The sequence below is a fragment of the Streptomyces sp. NBC_01214 genome (assembly GCF_026340975.1).
In the GTDB taxonomy this organism is placed as follows: Bacteria; Actinomycetota; Actinomycetes; order Streptomycetales; family Streptomycetaceae; genus Streptomyces.
On sequence record NZ_JAPEOS010000001.1, the window covers coordinates 2,364,689 to 2,380,617 of the forward strand.

The 15,929-nt window shown below is 67.9% G+C and carries 15 protein-coding genes and 1 tRNA gene; 5 read left to right on the plus strand and 11 right to left on the minus strand.

Going from position 1 to position 15,929, the window contains the following annotated elements; translation table 11 throughout:
• Positions 1–32: 32 nt before the first annotated feature.
• Positions 33–1,202 carry an ALF repeat-containing protein gene (locus tag OG594_RS11375; RefSeq protein ID WP_266597795.1) on the plus strand — a complete coding sequence of 390 codons (1,170 nt, stop codon included), beginning with the start codon at positions 33–35 and terminating at the stop codon, positions 1,200–1,202.
• Between the two features lie 75 nt (positions 1,203–1,277).
• On the opposite strand, the gene OG594_RS11380 is transcribed toward OG594_RS11375, so the two are convergent.
• Positions 1,278–3,086 carry a bifunctional UDP-sugar hydrolase/5'-nucleotidase gene (locus OG594_RS11380; RefSeq protein ID WP_266602811.1) on the minus strand — a complete coding sequence of 603 codons (1,809 nt, stop codon included), beginning with the start codon at positions 3,084–3,086 and terminating at the stop codon, positions 1,278–1,280.
• Between the two features lie 127 nt (positions 3,087–3,213).
• Here OG594_RS11380 and OG594_RS11385 point away from each other — a divergent pair, with 127 nt between their 5' ends.
• Both OG594_RS11385 and pyk read left to right on the plus strand, forming a co-directional pair.
• On the plus strand, positions 3,214–3,915 hold the full coding sequence (locus OG594_RS11385) for an SIMPL domain-containing protein (protein ID WP_266597797.1): 702 nt from the start codon (positions 3,214–3,216) through the stop codon (positions 3,913–3,915).
• Positions 3,916–4,081: 166 nt separating this feature from the next.
• Positions 4,082–5,509, plus strand: a complete 1,428-nt coding sequence (gene pyk / locus OG594_RS11390) for a pyruvate kinase (RefSeq protein ID WP_266597799.1) — start codon at positions 4,082–4,084, stop codon at positions 5,507–5,509.
• A 49-nt stretch (positions 5,510–5,558) separates the two neighbouring features.
• On the opposite strand, the gene OG594_RS11395 is transcribed toward pyk, so the two are convergent.
• Positions 5,559–5,810: an EF-hand domain-containing protein gene (locus OG594_RS11395; protein ID WP_266597801.1), complete on the minus strand. Its 252-nt coding sequence runs from the start codon at positions 5,808–5,810 to the stop codon at positions 5,559–5,561.
• 72 nt (positions 5,811–5,882) lie between these two features.
• Between OG594_RS11395 and OG594_RS11400 the strand changes: the two genes are divergently transcribed.
• Positions 5,883–6,347: a MarR family transcriptional regulator gene (locus OG594_RS11400; RefSeq protein ID WP_266597803.1), complete on the plus strand. Its 465-nt coding sequence runs from the start codon at positions 5,883–5,885 to the stop codon at positions 6,345–6,347.
• Positions 6,348–6,357: 10 nt separating this feature from the next.
• Here OG594_RS11400 and OG594_RS11405 read toward each other — a convergent pair whose 3' ends face one another.
• From OG594_RS11405 to OG594_RS11420, 4 genes are all read right to left on the minus strand, one after another.
• The gene (locus tag OG594_RS11405) at positions 6,358–7,461 is read right to left on the minus strand and encodes a hypothetical protein (RefSeq protein ID WP_266597805.1); all 1,104 of its coding nucleotides are present in this window, start codon (positions 7,459–7,461) and stop codon (positions 6,358–6,360) included.
• 41 nt (positions 7,462–7,502) lie between these two features.
• The gene (locus tag OG594_RS11410; RefSeq protein ID WP_266597807.1) at positions 7,503–8,009 is read right to left on the minus strand and encodes a DinB family protein; all 507 of its coding nucleotides are present in this window, start codon (positions 8,007–8,009) and stop codon (positions 7,503–7,505) included.
• A gap of 74 nt (positions 8,010–8,083) precedes the next feature.
• Positions 8,084–8,863, minus strand: a complete 780-nt coding sequence (locus OG594_RS11415) for a helix-turn-helix domain-containing protein (protein WP_266597809.1) — start codon at positions 8,861–8,863, stop codon at positions 8,084–8,086.
• Positions 8,864–8,949: 86 nt separating this feature from the next.
• Positions 8,950–9,032: transfer RNA gene (locus OG594_RS11420), tRNA-Leu, on the minus strand.
• Positions 9,033–9,124: 92 nt separating this feature from the next.
• Between OG594_RS11420 and OG594_RS11425 the strand changes: the two genes are divergently transcribed.
• Positions 9,125–9,778 carry an ANTAR domain-containing response regulator gene (locus OG594_RS11425; protein WP_030008501.1) on the plus strand — a complete coding sequence of 218 codons (654 nt, stop codon included), beginning with the start codon at positions 9,125–9,127 and terminating at the stop codon, positions 9,776–9,778.
• Between the two features lie 62 nt (positions 9,779–9,840).
• On the opposite strand, the gene OG594_RS11430 is transcribed toward OG594_RS11425, so the two are convergent.
• The 5 genes from OG594_RS11430 to OG594_RS11450 all read right to left on the minus strand — a co-directional run bounded on the left by OG594_RS11430 (position 9,841) and on the right by OG594_RS11450 (position 15,651).
• The gene (locus OG594_RS11430) at positions 9,841–10,557 is read right to left on the minus strand and encodes an ABC transporter ATP-binding protein (RefSeq protein ID WP_266597811.1); all 717 of its coding nucleotides are present in this window, start codon (positions 10,555–10,557) and stop codon (positions 9,841–9,843) included.
• Entirely contained in the window at positions 10,554–11,639 is a 1,086-nt protein-coding gene (locus OG594_RS11435; RefSeq protein ID WP_266602813.1) for an ABC transporter ATP-binding protein, read from the minus strand. The genes OG594_RS11430 and OG594_RS11435 overlap by 4 nt, the downstream gene beginning before the upstream one ends.
• A gap of 5 nt (positions 11,640–11,644) precedes the next feature.
• Positions 11,645–13,369: a branched-chain amino acid ABC transporter permease gene (locus OG594_RS11440; protein WP_266597813.1), complete on the minus strand. Its 1,725-nt coding sequence runs from the start codon at positions 13,367–13,369 to the stop codon at positions 11,645–11,647.
• Positions 13,370–13,374: 5 nt separating this feature from the next.
• Positions 13,375–14,307 (minus strand): branched-chain amino acid ABC transporter permease, encoded by a 933-nt coding sequence (locus OG594_RS11445; RefSeq protein ID WP_266597815.1) that lies wholly within the window; start codon positions 14,305–14,307, stop codon positions 13,375–13,377.
• Positions 14,308–14,415: 108 nt separating this feature from the next.
• Complete coding sequence (locus OG594_RS11450; RefSeq protein ID WP_266597817.1) at positions 14,416–15,651, minus strand: branched-chain amino acid ABC transporter substrate-binding protein; 1,236 nt, start codon at positions 15,649–15,651, stop codon at positions 14,416–14,418.
• Positions 15,652–15,929: the final 278 nt, after the last annotated feature.

Below are 15,929 nucleotides of genomic sequence, written 5' to 3' on the forward strand. Positions count from 1 at the left end.
TGTCTGTGAAGTTTTCCCGGATCGCCGCAGCCGTGACCACTGCTGCCCTTGCTCCGGCCGTCCTCATCGCGTCACCGGCGTTCGCCGCCGGCCCCGACGCCCCGGCCGTCGGCAACCAGCCGGCACCGACCACGCCCGACCAGGCCGTGCCCGACCAAGCCGTGCCCGACCGGACCGTGCCCAACCAGGCCGAAGAGGACCGCAAGACCATCCTCGCGATCATCGCCCACCCGATGGCCAGCGAGTTCATGAAGGAAGCCGGCCGCAAGGCCATCGCCGACGGCCCGAAGGCCATGCGCAAGTTCATCGAAGTCGACCAGCACAACATCCGCGTGGACGACTACCGCATCGCGATCCTCCGCCTCCTCCCGGACGCCGGACCCGGCCTGAAGGCAGGCATCAACAAGGTCCTCAGCGGCGGCGACGACATCGAAAAGCTGCGCCACTTCTACGACGTCACCCAGCACGAACTGCGCGGCGACGACAACAACACGATCGAAATCTCCCGGCTGATCGACACCGGCGGCACCGCCGTGAAGGAAGCCGGCAAGAAGGCCCTGCAGGGCACCCCCGCCGACCGCGCGGAGTTCCTGAAGACCGGCCGCCACCTCGCCCAGGCCCAGGACGACCTGGTCGAACTGGCCCGCATCGACGAAGGCTGGGACGGCCCGATCCTCAGCGGGGCCATCAGCAAGCTGATGAACGGATCGCCCACCCCGTCCGAGCTGCGCCACTTCCTGAAAGTCACCCAGCACGAGCTGCGCGACCAGGACAACCGCGTCACCATCGCCCGGATCATCGACGGTGGCGGTCCCGAACTCACCAAGGCGGGCCGCGCCGCACTCGCCGGCACCCCCGCCGACCGGACCGAGTTCCTCAAGACGGGCCAGCACGAGGCCCGCACCAAGGACCAGGCCGCCAAGGACAAGGAGAAGCCCGCCCCCGGCAAGGACAACAACGGCGACAACAAGGACGGCGGCGACCAGGCCAACGCCAACGCCACCGGCACGGGCACCGGAGGCACGACCACCCTCTCCGCCAACACCACCGTCACCGCCCAGGGCCACACCGGCGCCCCCCTCGCCATCACCGGCACGGGCGACCACACCACCCTGATCGCCGGCGGCGCGGGCACCGCGCTCGTCGCCGGCGCAGGACTGCTCCTCGCCGCCCGGATGCGCCGCGCCGGCGCAGAAGGCTGACCGGAGCCCCACCCAAAGAAGGGGTGGCCGGCCGCAACACACCACGGCCGGCCACCCCGCCCCGCCCAGGCCCGCCTAGAACACCGCGACCCCGGCCCGCGTCAGACGCCAGTCCACCGACGCGAACTGCGCCGGATCGACGGTCCCCTTCGCCTTCACCCACTGGATGATCGTGTTGCGGATCTCGTCCGAGTTCGCCCACACCTGCTTCGCCTGCGGAACGTGCGGGAAGTTACCGCCACCCGAAGCCCGGTAGTTGTTCACCGCCAGCACGAACTGCGCCGCCGGATCCACCGGCTTCCCCCGGAACGACAACCCCGTGATCCGCGAACCCACCGGCTGCGCGATGTCGATGTCGTACACCAGCCCGTACACCGCGTCGTAGTTGTAGTCCGGCACGCCCTCCGCGTTCGTCAGCTTCGCCGGATCCACCGGAGCACCCGGCGCCGTCTGCACGTAGTACCGCGCCGAGTACTCCAGATAGTCCTTCAGCTGCGCACCCGTCAGCAGCCGCGCCTCCATCGTGTTCTCGAACGGATACAGACCCGCCGCATCCTTGATCGTCACCTGGCCCGACGGGATCGCCGCCGTCCGCGAGAAGCACGACGCCTGCGACAACACCGGCAGCGCCGCCCACTCCGAACCGGCCAGCGCCCCCTTCACCGTCTCCGCCTGCACGTGGTTGATCAGATCGATGATCGCCACGTCCTTGACCGGCCCCTCCGCCGACGACATCGCCTGCGTCGACGTACCGATCACCTGGTTCACGTACGCCACGACCTTGCGGTGTTCGTCCGACAGCAACCCCGTGATCTTCGGGTCCTCCGCCACCGTGTTCGAGTTCAGCACCTTCGCCGCGACCTTCGCCACCGACCAACGGCCCTTCGCCCACGTCAGCTCGAAGTCGAACAACGTCAGCCGCTGCCCCCACTTCAGCGGCTCCGACAGCACCACGTCCTTGCCGGTCGCCTTGTTCTTCACCCGGTACTCGGGAATCTCCGTGTGCGCGTGCCCCACCAGGATCGCGTCGATCCCCGGCACCTGCTCCGCCACCAGCGCCGCCGCGTTCTCGACGTACGGCAGCTGGTCACCGTACGAGGACGTACCGCTCGACCCCGAGTGCGCCGACACGATCACCACGTCCGCGCCCATCGACCGCAGCTTCGGCACGTACTTCGCCGCCTGCTCCTCCAGCCCCGGGAACGTCATCTTCCCCTGCACGTTCGCCTTGTCCCACAACGCGATCCCCGGGTTCGTCAGCCCCAGCACCGCCACCTTCACGCCCCGCCCGCAGGGCGTGCGCAACGTGTGCATGCTGTACGGCGCGAACGCCGGCCGCAGCGTCTTCGCATCCAGCGCGTTCGCCCCCAACAGCGGGAAACGACACTGCTCCTCGAACTTCCGCAGCACCGGTATGCCGTAATTGAACTCGTGGTTCCCCAGCGCCGCCGCGTCATAACCGATCGCGTTCATCGCCTGCGCCATCGGGTGCACCGGACCACGCCGCGCCGTGATCGGATCCACCTTCGCGTAGTAGTACGAAAGCTGCGTCCCCTGGATCGTGTCACCCGCGTCGATCAGCAGCGTGTTGCGCCGCCCCTTCTCCGCCCGCACCTGCTCCACCAACGTCGAAATCTTCGCCAGACCGACGTCGTTGTGCGCCTTGTCGTCGAACTCCTTGTCCGTGAAGTAGTCCCAGTTGAAGACGTTCCCGTGCAAATCGGTCGTACCCATCACCGTGAACGCGTACGTCCGCGCACCGGACCCGGACCCCTTCACCTCCTGCACGGCCGCCGCGGCCGGGGAGCTCGTGGCCCCCGCCAACGCCACGGCCGCACCCGTCGCCGCCGTGCTACCCAGGAAAGTCCTACGGTCGAACGCCATGCCATCTCCCTTTCGAGGCCTGAACAACGCGCGTAGATTCTGACCCACCAGTAACAAGCCGCAACACCCCCACCAGGTTTCGATCCGATGACCGCACCCGAACGAGCGACAGTGCGACAGTGAAACCATGACCCAGGACGCATCGCACCAGCCCTACGGAACCCCCGAAGTACCCCGCGTAGCGGTCCGCGGCGAAGCCCGCATCGAAGTCGACCCCGAGATCGCCCGCATCGGAATCACCGTCAGCGCCCGCGGCACCGACCGCCGCACCGCACTCGAAGACCTCACCCGCCGCAACAACGCCGCCCTCGACCTCATCAAGAGCTACGGCGACCCCGTCGAAAAACTCGAAACCGGCGCCTTCTCCATCACCCCCGAACTCACCCGCCACGGCCGCGCCGAACGCATCCGCGCCTACCACGGCCGCGTCCACATCACCGCCGAACTCAGCGACTTCACCACCCTCGGCGAACTCACCACCCGCCTCGCCGACCTCGAACTCACCCAGATCGACGGACCCTGGTGGGCCCTGCGCCCCACCTCACCCGCCCACGGCCAAGCCCGCCGCCAAGCCGTCCTCGAAGCCGTCCAACGCGCCCGCGAATACGCCGAAGCCCTCGGCGCGAACCTCGCCGCCCTCGTCGAACTCGCCGACCTCGGCGCCGAGAACGCCGCCCCCTTCGCCGCCGCCCCCGGCGCCGGCATGCGCACCATGGCCTTCAGCGCCACCGAAGACGCCGGCCCCCCGCCCCTCGACCTCGAACCCCAGCGCCAGACCGTCTACGCACAGGTGAACGCCCGCTTCACCATGACCCCGCCACAACTCTGAACAACTCTGAACAACTCTGAAGAACCCACGAATGCCACCCCCGGGGGTGCTCATCAGAGCACCCCCATGCACATTCAACACTTGTCAACAACCTTTTGCCCAACGGTTGTTGATTGGACACCCGGAAGCGATTACCTACCCGCAGGTAGGGGAATACGCTCGCCTCATGCGCCGAGCGAAAATCGTATGTACCCTGGGCCCCGCAACCGACTCATACGACCAGATCAAAGCACTGGTCGAGGCCGGAATGGACATCGCCCGACTCAACCTCAGCCACGGCACCACCGCCGAACACGAGGAGCGCTACCAGCGCGTACGCAAGGCCTCCGACGAGACCGGCCGCAGCGTCGGCATCCTCGCCGACCTTCAAGGCCCGAAGATCCGACTCGGCCGCTTCCACGAAGGCCCCGTACTCCTTGAACGCGGCGACGCATTCACCATCACCGTCGAAGACCACCAAGGCGACCGCCACACCTGCGGCACCACCTACAAAGGCCTCGCCACCGACGTCACCACCGGCGAACTCATCCTCGTCGACGACGGCCGCGTCACCCTCGAAGTCACCGCAGTCGACGGCCCCCGCGTCCACACCCGCGTCATCGAAGGCGGCATGGTCTCCGACCACAAAGGCCTCAACCTCCCCGGCGTAGCCGTCTCCGTCCCCGCCCTCTCCGAAAAGGACATCGAAGACCTCCGCTGGGCCCTGCGCACCGGCGCCGACGTCATCGCCCTCTCCTTCGTCCGCAGCGGCCGCGACATCGAAGACGTCCACCGCATCATGGACGAAGAAGGCCGACGCCTCCCCGTCATCGCCAAGATCGAAAAGCCTCAAGCCGTCGAAAACATCGACGACATCGTCGCCGCCTTCGACGGCATCATGGTCGCCCGCGGCGACCTCGGCGTCGAAATGCCCCTCGAACAAGTCCCCATCGTCCAAAAGCGCGCCATCAAACTCGCCAAGCGCAACGCCAAACCCGTCATCGTCGCCACCCAAATGCTCGACTCGATGATCGACAACTCCCGCCCCACCCGCGCCGAAGCCAGCGACGTCGCCAACGCCATCATCGACGGCACCGACGCCGTCATGCTCTCCGGCGAAACCAGCGTCGGCAAATACCCCATCGAAACCGTCCGCACCATGTCCCGCATCGTCGAAGCCGCCGAAGAAGACATCCTCGCCAAGGGCCTCCCCCCACTCACCGACCGCAACAAGCCCCGCACCCAAGGCGGAGCCGTCGCCCGCGCAGCCGCCGAAATGGGCGACTTCCTCGACGCCAAATTCCTCGTCGCCTTCACCCAGAGCGGCGACACCGTCCGCCGACTCTCCCGCTACCGCTCACCCATCCCCCTCCTCGCCTTCACCCCCGACCCCGCCACCCGCTCCCAACTCAACCTCACCTGGGGCGTCGAAACCTTCCTCGGCCCCCACGTCGGCTCCACCGACGCCATGGTCGCCCAGGTCGAAGAAGAACTCCTGCGCATCGGCCGCTGCGTACCCGGCGACACCGTCGTCATCACCGCCGGCTCACCCCCCGGCGTCACCGGCTCCACCAACCTCGTCCGCATCCACCACATCGGCGACGCGGTCCACTGACGCACGCACCACACCGCGTCGGGCGCCGCGCCCGACGCGGCCACCCGCACTACCAGCCGAACCGCCGATCCACCACGGCCGCGAACTCCTCGAACGTCAACACCGCATCCCCGCCCGCATCAGCCTCATCGAACAACGCCGACGACGCCTGCGCATCCCCCACACCCCAGAACGGCAGATCCCCCCGCGCCGCCAAGGTCGGCCCCTTCGACCGCAGGGCCGAGATCACCTCCGCCCGCGTCAGCTCCCCGTCCTCATCCAGGTCGAGCGCGTCGAACAACTGCCGGGCCTTCTCGCTCATCGCGCACTCCCTCGTCGAACCAGCACAACCAGCGCTTGACCTCAACCTAACCTGAGGTCATACGGTCGCCGCATGACCACCGAGGAATACACACAGCAGCAGCTCGCCGCCCAGCCCATCGGCTACTGGACCCGCGAAGCCGCACACCTCGTCATCGGCGGCCTCCGCACCGCCCTCGCCGAGGAACACCTCACCCAGCCCCACTGGTGGACCCTGAACCACATAGCCGGCGCCCCCGGCACATGGACCCGCGAGGCCCTCACCGCGAAGCTCGCCCCCTTCGACGACCAGCACACCGACTTCGAGGCCCTCTACGCCGACCTCACCACCCGCGGCTGGCTCACCGAAACCGACGACCACCTCACCCTCACCCTCACCGAAGCCGGAGAGGCCGGCCGCCTCCGCGCCCACGACCGCAACGCGAAGGTCCACACCCGGATGCGCGAGGGCATCGACGACGCCACCTACGCCGCCACGATCGACACCCTCCGCCGCCTGGTCGCCAACCTCGGCGGCAACGGCGACCTCCCCGCCTAGGACACGCACCTCACCCGTCGAAGTGGGACCAGCGGAACCCGTGCGCCAGCAGCGGTGTGAGGGTCGCACGGTGCAGAGCGCCGAAGCACGCGGTCGCCTCGTCCTCATCAGCACTGATCATGGCCAGCAATCCCGGCGCCACGAAGAACCTGTCGGCGTTGTACGTCGGGAGGAACGGACTCAAGGGCACCGGACGCAACACGCTCCACAAGCCGTCGAGGCGCGCGACCGGCATGCAGAAGGTCGCCGCCTTGTAGGGAGAGGCGAGCAAGGCCCCGAACAGCGTGAACTGCAGGAGGAAACGGCTCAGCGGTTCACGCTCGACGATCGTCTCCGGGGCCTCGCGGGGGTCCTCGGTGTGCCACACGAGGGGATCCGCCGCACCCCCACCCCCCGGCGGCCACGGGACGGACCAGTCCATGTAGCCCTCGTTCCACTCGGCGAAGACCAGCCGGTCGCCGAGCGGCCCGGCAGCACGCTCGGGCCGCTTCAGCACGGGATCGTGGAACCGGTGGATCGCCGGACGGCGGCGGGCCAGACGGTGGAAGGAAGCCAACGCCTCCGGCAGGTCACCCGGTTCCTCCGCCGACCGCGCCGCCTCGGCCTCTGCCTCGTCCTCGGCAGGGAACCAGCCGAGGACGAACGACTCCAGGGCCCGGACCGGGTCCCCCTCCACGCCGTCCACCCAGTCCACCCCCGGCACCGGCCCGGGCGCCGGAACCGGCCGTACGGCATCCAGCATCACGCGGCTCATCGGACGGTCCAGCTCCAACTTGGCGTGGTCGAAGTGGGCCGCGGCCCAGCTCCTCCCCCTGCACCACGCCCTCCCGAGCGGCAGGTGGCCCTGCTCCAAACGGGCGAACACATGGATGGGCGGGGAGTCATGGAAGTCGAACCGCGAGTGGAGCTCCGGAACCCTGTCCCCGCGGAGCAGCACCTGGACGGAATCCTGCACCCCGCTGCCCCCGGGATCGTCCCCGGGCGCGACCACGACCACGGTCGCCTCCGGCCCCACCCCGATCAGCGCCGGACCCATCTCGTACCGCCGAACAGGAGCCCCCGCGACGGACAGCGCCGCCGCCTCGGAGACCAGGGGCGGAAGCATGTGCGACATGCGGCCACCCTATCCAGCCGGCACCCAGGGCCAGTCCGGCCCTAGTCGCCGGTCGTGCCGTCGAGCATCTCGCGCAGGATGTCCAGGTGACCGTTGTGGCGCGCCGTCTCCTCCGTGAGGTGAAGGAGGATCCAGCGCAGGTCGACGTGGAGGCCGTCGCGGACCGCCCGCTTCGCCCGGTCGCCCAGGCCGCTCCCGGCGACCAGCTCGCGGTACCCGGCGCTCTGTTCGGCGTATTCGTCGAGCAACTGCGCGAGCGGGAAGTCGACGGCCACGCGCATCTCGCGGTCGGGGTCCTCCTCCGTCCAGGGTCCCCGGTCCTCCTCACCGAGGAAGACCACCTGGAACCAGTAGTACTCGACCCAGCGGAGGTGGTTGATCAAACCGCTCATCGTCATCAGCGGTGAGCCCGGCAGGAGCGCCCTGCGGGCGTTCTCCGCGGAGACGCCGTCGCACTTGGCGCGGGCGGTGTCACGGGCATAGTCGAGGAACGTGGTGAGCTGGGTGCGCTCGTCCCACGCGGGCGGTGTGTCGTCGATTCTGGTCATCACGCGAAGCGTCCCCGATGAACACGACCGCTGTCGAGGCGTTTTACCATCCGGCGGGGTCCGCCGGACGGGCCCTAGTACTTCGGCCCGATGTGGGCGTCCATGAGGGCGACGGAGTCCTTCCGCGCGACGGACACGTTGAACGGATCGCTGCCCCGGGCCAACACGGTCCACCGGACCCCGACCTTGGTGAGGGTGTCGGTACAGAGCCTGCGGATGTCGTCGGACTTGTTGGTGAAGAAGTACCGCGGGTACTCGTAGCGCTTGCCGTTGCGGACCGTCCAGTTGGTGATCCGACACCCGTCGGAGTGGATCAGCCCCCGCAGGAAGTCCCACGGATGGGCGTCCACGATCTCCTGCTGCCAGCCCTCAAGGATGATCCGCCGCTCGTGCTTCTTCCCGGGCCCGTGCTGCGGGAACAGGCACGGCAGGTGCTTGAAGTACACCTTGGTGTTGCGTGCTCCCACGGTTCGCACACGGCACGTTGCGTTGTGCGGAAAGACGGCGTGCAGTGCGGCTTCTGCCTCGTCCTGGATGCCGGGCCACTTATCGTCCAAGGTGATCATCAGGCTTGGTACCCGGTGTTTCGCGTAGTGGCTGATGTGTCCGTCACCGAGGTAGAGGCCTAGGAGGTACGCGTAGGCAGGGTGCTCCAGAAGTCGTCCGTCACAGCGGGGGCACAAGAGTGACGGGCGGATGGCAATCGGCTCTCCGCGTTTGGAGCGGTCTATGTGCTTCCAATAGCTGACGGTTCCGAGCGGGACATTGAGGTGGCGTGCAACGTCCGCGTTTCTCGCGCCGCCGCGCAAGAGGGATAGGGCCGTTCGACGTACTTCGAGGCTGTGGAACTCCATGGAACAACTGTGCGTGACCATGGGTTGCCGCACGTAGCAAAAAGCGGACGTTCACGCGATGGTGAACGTCCGCTTTCGGGTTACTGTGCCGGGTGCGGGACTCGAACCCGCAAGCCCTCACGGGCAGATGTGTTTGAGACATCCGTGTATGCCATTCCACCAACCCGGCAGGGTTGCATGTCGGAGTGTACCCGGTGACCACGCGGCGGCGCTGCTAGGTAGGCTCATCCAAGCAGCAGAGCCCCGCAAAGAGGAGCATCCGTGACCGCCGAGCACGAGTCGACGCCCACGCCCGACGCCGACCAGTCGCACGTTCCGCCGCTGACGACCCGGGTCGTCATCGCCGAGGACGAGGCGCTCATCCGTCTCGATCTCAAAGAGATGCTCGAAGAAGAGGGCTATTCCGTCGTCGGCGAGGCCGGCGACGGCCAGACGGCCGTCGAGCTCGCGCGCGAGCACCGTCCCGACCTGGTGATCCTCGACGTGAAGATGCCCGTCCTGGACGGGATCTCCGCGGCCGAGAAGATCGCGGAGGAGTCCATCGCGCCCGTCCTGATGCTCACCGCGTTCTCGCAGCGCGACCTCGTCGAGCGGGCCCGGGACGCCGGGGCCATGGCGTACCTCGTGAAGCCGTTCAGCAAGAGCGACGTGGTGCCGGCCATCGAGATGGCCGTCTCCCGCTTCGCGGAGCTGCGCGCCCTGGAGCAGGAGGTCGCCGACCTCTCGCAGCGGCTGGAGACCCGCAAGCTGGTGGACCGGGCGAAGAGCATCCTGCAGACGCAGTACGGGCTCACGGAGCCCGCCGCCTTCCGTTGGATCCAGAAGTCGTCCATGGACCGCCGGATGTCCATGCAGCAGGTCGCCGAGGTGGTCATCGAGGACGCCGAGGCGAAGAAGAAGGAGAGCGGCAAGTAGCCGCCCCCGGACATGCGTGAGGCCCGCCTCCCCCCGAGGGGAGGCGGGCCTCACACGTTGTGTCAGTCCTCGCCGAGGTAGGCCTTGCGGACGTCCTCGTTGTGGAGGAGGTCGCGGCCGGTGCCCGAGAGAACGATCTTGCCGATCTCCATCACGTGCGCGCTGTCGGAGAGCGAGAGCGCCGCCTGGGCGTTCTGCTCGACGAGCAGGATGGTCATGCCCGAAGCCTTGAGGTCCTTGATGGTCGCCATGATCTTCTGCATCATCAGCGGGGACAGGCCCATGGAGGGCTCGTCCAGCATCAGGAGCTTGGGACGGGACATGAGCGCGCGGCCCATGGCGAGCATCTGCTGCTCACCGCCCGAGAGGGTGCCGGCGGCCTGCTTGCGACGCTCGCCCAGGATGGGGAACATCTCGTAGGCGCGCTGGACGTCCTGCTCGATGCCCTCCTTGTCGGTGCGCAGGAAGGCGCCGAGCTGGAGGTTTTCGGCGATCGTCAGCCGGGGGAAGATGTGGCGTCCCTCGGGGGAGTGGGCGAGGCCCAGGGAGACGATCTTGTGGGCGGGGACGGCGGCGAGGGGCTGGCCGTCGAAGGTGATGCTGCCGCTCTTGGGCTTGATGAGCCCGGAGAGGGTGCGCAGGGTGGTCGTCTTGCCGGCGCCGTTGGTGCCGACGAGGCAGACGATTTCGCCTTCGTTGACTTCGAAGGAGATTCCCTTGACGGCTTCGATCTTGCCGTAGGCGACCTTGAGGTCTTCGACCTTGAGCAGTGCGGTCACTTGGCCTCTCCTTCCGTGCTGGTGGTGCTGGTGGTGCTGTCCGAGTCGGTGTCGGCCGGGGCGTCGGTGTCGCCGTCGGCGTCCGCCTCCGCTTCGGGCGCGGCGTCGGCCTCGGTGGCTTCGGCTTCGGCTTCGACGGCCTCCGTCTCGGCTTCGGCCTCCGTCTCGGCTTCGGCCTCAACCTCGGCTTCGGCCTCAACCTCGGCTTCGGCCTCAACCTCGGCCGGTGCTGCGGCTTCGGCGGCGGCTTCGGCCGCCTCGACCGCGGCGTCGTCGGCGGCGCCCGGGTCGCCCTCGAAGGGCTCGCCGAGGTAGGCGGCGATGACGCGCTCGTCGCCCTGGACCTCGGACGCGGTGCCTTCGATGAGCTTTTCGCCCTGGACGAGGCAGGCGACGCGGTCGCAGAGGTTGAAGATGAAGCGCATGTCGTGCTCGATGACGAGGACGGCGATGCCCATGTCGCGGATGGCGAAGATGAGTTCTTCGGCAGCGCGGGTTTCCTGCGGGTTCATGCCGGCGGTGGGCTCGTCCAGGAGGATGAGGCCGGGGTCGCTGGCGAGGGCGCGGGCGATTTCCAGCTTGCGCTGTTCGCCGTAGGGGAGGTTCTTGGCCAGGTGCTGGGCCTTGTTCTCCAGGCCGATGAACTCGAGGAGTTCCATGGCGCGCGCTTCGCTGGCGGCTTCGGCCTTCTTGAAGCCGGGGCCGCGCAGCAGTGCGGACCAGAGGCCTTCCTTGGTGCGGGTGTGGCGTCCGACGAGGACGTTCTCCAGCACGGTCATGTTGTGGAAGAGCCGGATGTTCTGGAAGGTGCGGGCGATGCCGGCCTCGGTGACCTTGTGGGGCTTGGGAGGCAGGACGGTGCCCTTGTAGCTGACGGATCCCTCGGTGGGGACGTACAGCCCGGTGAGGCAGTTGAAGAAGGTGGTCTTGCCGGCGCCGTTGGGGCCGATGAGTCCGACGATCTCGCCCGAGTTGACCTGGAGGTCGACGCCCTTGACGGCGGTGAGGCCGCCGAAGCGCATGGTGACGCCCTTGGCTTCGAGAACCGTGGTCTTGGTGGTGGTGTCCGTGGTGGTCGTCATGTTGTTCACGCCCCCGCCTTGGCGGTGGCCAGGTCCGTGGGGGCCTGGTCAGCGGTGTCGTCGTGGAACTCGAGCTGCGCGCGCTTGTTGGCGATGAGGCCTTCGGGGCGGAAGCGCATGAGCAGGATGAGGGCGATGCCGAACGCGAGGAGCTGGTAGTCCTGGAGGAAGGCCAGCTTCGCGGGGATCAGGAAGAGCAGTGCGGCGCCGAGGATGGGGCCGCGGATGGTGCCCATGCCGCCGAGGATGACGGCGGCGAGGAGGAACGCGGAGTTCGGCGGGACGGGCCCGGCGAAGACGTAGTTCTCGGGGACGACCGTGCTGTTGACGTGTGCCTGGACGGTGCCGGCGAGGCCGGCGAGGGTGGCGCCGAGGGCGAAGGCGATGAGCTTGACCTTGAAGCCGTTGATGCCCATGGCTTCGGCGGCGGTCTCGTCCTCGCGGATGGCGACCCAGGCGCGGCCGATGCGGCTGCTTCCGGCGCGGGCGAAGACCACGACGACCAGGGCCATGACGAGCAGCATCAGGAAGTAGTAGTTGGCGTAGGCGCCGAGGGTGATGCCGCCGACCACGTGGGATTCCCCGAAGTTCCACCCGAAGAGTTCGAGGTGGGGGATGTTGGGGATGCCGTTGGGGCCGTTGGTGATGTCCGGGCCGGAGGTGCCGTCGAGGTTGCCCATGGCGATGCGGAAGATTTCTCCGAAGCCGAGGGTGACGATGGCGAGGTAGTCGCCGCGCAGGCGCAGGGTCGGGGCTCCGATGACCACGCCGAAGATGAGCGAGGCGAGGGCGCCGACGATGACCGCTGCCCAGAAGGGCAGGTGGATGCCGAAGGCGGATGCGGTGCTTCCGGAGACCAGGGCGGCCGCGTAGGCGCCGACGCCGAGGAAGGCGACGTAGCCGAGGTCGAGGAGGCCGGCGAGGCCCACGACGACGTTGAGGCCGAGGGCGACGGTCGCGAAGATCAGGATGTTGACCGCGATGAGCGTGTAGGTGTCGCCGCTCTGCTGGATGAACGGGAAGGCGATCGCGGCGGCCGCGGTGCCGATCAGGGTGACCTGGCGGTACTTGGCGGTGAGGAGCCCGAGGCGGTCGAAGAGGCCGGCCTTGAGAAGGGCGAGGGCCGCGAAGCCGACGGTGAGCAGGTAGGCGACGAAGAGCTGCGGTTCCTTGTCATCGGTGTCGATGCCGAAGGTGATGACGAAGAGGCCGATGGCGAAGACGCCGGTGATGATGAGGATCTCGGCCCAGGAGGGCAGCTGCTTGGCGGGGGCCGCCTTGCGGGTGTCGTCGGGGAGCTTGTACGCGGCGAGGGCCGCGACGAGGGAGCCGACGAGGGCGACGTAGGCGCCGGGTTCCAGGTTGACGACTCCGCCGAGGACGACGGTGATGGAGACGACCGTGAACTTGGTGGCGATGAAGTTGCCGATGGCGAGGAACCCGAGGGCCTTGCGGGTGCCGTTGGGGGCGAGCCAGCGGAAGCCCTTGACGCCGAGCGCGGAGAGCGCGTAGGCGAGGGTGAGGGCGGATCCGGCGAGGGTGACGTACTGGAGGTCGGCGGGGCTGCCGTAGTAGGTCAGGTCACCGGGGAATTCGGCGGTCCAGGTCCACGCGAGGAAGGCGCTGACGATGGCGAGGAGGCTGCCGGCGATGACCGCGTAGAGGAGGGTGGTGGGCGCGGGGCCCTGCTTCACCGTGTCGGCGGTCTGCGGGGTGGTGTTGGTGGTCATGGTTCTCACGCCCGATCCGCGACGCGCTCACCGAGCAGGCCTTGTGGCCGCACGAGGAGGACGACGATGAGGAGTACGAAGGCCCAGACGTTGGACCAGGCGCCACCGCCGAGCTGCGACATGCCGGGGATTTCTTCGATGTAGGCGATCGACAGGGCCTCGGCGAGGCCGAGGACGACGCCGCCGACCATGGCTCCGTAGATGTTGCCGATGCCGCCGAGGACGGCTGCGGTGAACGCCTTGAGGCCGAGGATGAAGCCCATCTCGAAGTTGATCTGGCCCTTGTCGAGGCCGTAGGCGACGGCGGCGACGGCGGCGAACGCGGCACCGATGGCGAAGGCCATGACGATGATGCGGTCGGTGTTGATGCCCATCAGCTTCGCGGTGTCCGGGTCCTGCGCGGTGGCCTGCATGGCGCGGCCGCTGCGGCTCTTCTGGACGAAGACGCCGAGGGCGAGCATGCAGAGCGGGGCGAGGATGAGGACGAAGAGGTCCGCGCGCTGGATGGCGAGGCTGTCGGTGATCTTGAAGGCTGCGCCCTTGAACTCAGGGAAGCTGACGGCCTTCTTGGCGTCCGGGTAGAACTGCCAGACGAGCTGCTGGAGCGCGATCGAGAGGCCGATTGCGGTGATGAGGGGTGCGAGCCGGGGGGCGCTGCGCAGTGGGCGGTAGGCGAAGCGTTCGGCTGCGCAGGCCACGGCGACGGAGGTGGCGGCACCTCCAACGATCATGACGGGTATCGCGATCAGCAGGGAGGTGCCGGTCGGGAGGATGGCGTAGGCGCTGAGCGCGCCGAAGCCGCCGATCATGAAGATCTCGCCGTGGGCGAAGTTGATGAGCTGGACGATGCCGTAGACCATGGTGTACCCGATGGCGATGAGGCCATAGAGAGCACCGAGGGCCAGGCCGTTGGCCAGCTGTTGCGGCAGTTCGTGCACCGCAGGGCCTCCGATGAGCGTGTCGGATAAGACTCCGCGCGAGGGCGCTGTTTGCGCCCTCGCGCGGCGTTGGTTCAGGTGGTGCGGGTGTTGCTGGGGGTTACGGGCTTACTGGTTGAAGGTGTCGCTCTTGACGTCGACCCACTTGCCGCCCTCGACCTTGTAGACGGTGAGCTGCTTGTTGGTGGTGTCGCCGTACTCGTCGAAGGCGACCTTGCCGGTCACGCCCTCGAAGGAGACCTTGCCGAGCGCCTCGACGACCTTGGCACGGGCGTCGGTGGGCAGCTTGCCGCTGTTGGCGGCGGCGACGGCCTTGACGGCCTGGATGACGGCCCAGCCGGCGTCGTAGGAGTAGCCACCGTAGGCGGCGTACGGGTCCTTGTAGCCCTCGGCCTTGTAGTCCTCGATGAACTTCTTGGCGGTGGGGAGCTTCTCGACCGGGTAGCCGATGGAGGTGGCGAGGTCGCCCTCGTTGGCCTCACCGGAGGCGCTGATGAAGGCCGGGTCCTGGATGCCGTCGCCGCCCATGAGGGGGACGTTGGCGCCGGTCTTCTTGATCTGGTCGGCGAGCAGGCCGCCCTCGGGGTACTGGCCGCCGAAGTAGACGGAGTCGGCGCCGGAGGACTTGACCTTGTCGGCGGTGGAGGAGAAGTCGGTCTCCTTCACGGTGACGTGGTCGGTGCCGACGACCTCGCCGCCGAGCTTCTTGAACTCGTCGGCGAAGATCGCGGCGAGGCCGGCGCCGTAGGTCTGCTTGTCGTCGACGATGAAGACCTTCTTCTTGCCGGCGTCCTTGAAGAGGTACTGGGCGGCGAACTTGCCCTGGACCACGTCGGTGGCGGCGGTGCGGAAGTAGGTCTTGAAGCCGCGCTTGAACTCGCCCTTGCCCCAGTTGTCGCCCTGGCTGAGCGAGGGGTTGGTGTTGGCGGGGGAGACCTGCGCCAGGTTGGCGGTGCCGAAGACGCCCTGCATCTGCTGGGCGACGCCGGAGTTCAGCGGGCCGACGACGCCGATGACGTCCTTGTTGCCGACGAGCTTGGTGGCGTTGGCCTGACCGGAGGCGGGGACCGCCTGGTCGTCGAGGGCCTCGACCTTGAACTCGATGCCCGGGACCTCGTTGTTCTTGTTGGCCGTCTTGGCCGCGAGGTCGACGGAGTTCTTGATGCCCTGGCCGAGCGCGGAGAGCGAGCCCGTGAGCGGGGCGTCCACACCGATGACGACGGTGGTCTTCTTGCCGCCGCCGTTGTCCTTGGAGTCTCCGCCGTCGCGCGATCCGCAAGCGGTGAGGGTCAGTGCTCCCGTGGTGATCACGGTGGTGAGGACGAGCAAAGAACGGTGTCGCACGATTCTTCCTTTCCCTGGCGCGGCTCTCTCGTGGAGAGGTGCCGTTAAGTCGCCGGGCCGCACTGGGAGGTCCACGGCCGTGCTGATTGCGCCCTGCGGCGCGGTGACTGGCCGTGACTCTAGGCCCGAGGTGGCGAGCACGGGGAGCAGGGAAAGGAGGATGTGACGCTCTTGTTATGCCAAGGCCAAGAATGTGTAGCGGGAGTGTGGACAAATCGGACGTTTTCTTACCTTGGGGGGTGTCCGCATCCTGAGAAATACCTGTTCCCCTAAGGGGC

What these genes read in the sequence shown, in the direction of transcription:
- OG594_RS11410 (WP_266597807.1), bottom strand. Translation starts at nt 8,009, where the DNA reads ATGACCAGAATCGACGACACACCGCCCGCGTGGGACGAGCGCACCCAG.
- OG594_RS11435 (WP_266602813.1), bottom strand. Translation starts at nt 11,639, where the DNA reads ATGACGACCACCACGGACACCACCACCAAGACCACGGTTCTCGAAGCC.
- pyk (WP_266597799.1), top strand. Translation starts at nt 4,082, where the DNA reads ATGCGCCGAGCGAAAATCGTATGTACCCTGGGCCCCGCAACCGACTCA.
- OG594_RS11380 (WP_266602811.1), bottom strand. Translation starts at nt 3,086, where the DNA reads ATGGCGTTCGACCGTAGGACTTTCCTGGGTAGCACGGCGGCGACGGGT.
- OG594_RS11395 (WP_266597801.1), bottom strand. Translation starts at nt 5,810, where the DNA reads ATGAGCGAGAAGGCCCGGCAGTTGTTCGACGCGCTCGACCTGGATGAG.
- OG594_RS11385 (WP_266597797.1), top strand. Translation starts at nt 3,214, where the DNA reads ATGACCCAGGACGCATCGCACCAGCCCTACGGAACCCCCGAAGTACCC.
- OG594_RS11405 (WP_266597805.1), bottom strand. Translation starts at nt 7,461, where the DNA reads ATGTCGCACATGCTTCCGCCCCTGGTCTCCGAGGCGGCGGCGCTGTCC.
- OG594_RS11415 (WP_266597809.1), bottom strand. Translation starts at nt 8,863, where the DNA reads ATGGAGTTCCACAGCCTCGAAGTACGTCGAACGGCCCTATCCCTCTTG.
- OG594_RS11400 (WP_266597803.1), top strand. Translation starts at nt 5,883, where the DNA reads ATGACCACCGAGGAATACACACAGCAGCAGCTCGCCGCCCAGCCCATC.
- OG594_RS11440 (WP_266597813.1), bottom strand. Translation starts at nt 13,369, where the DNA reads ATGACCACCAACACCACCCCGCAGACCGCCGACACGGTGAAGCAGGGC.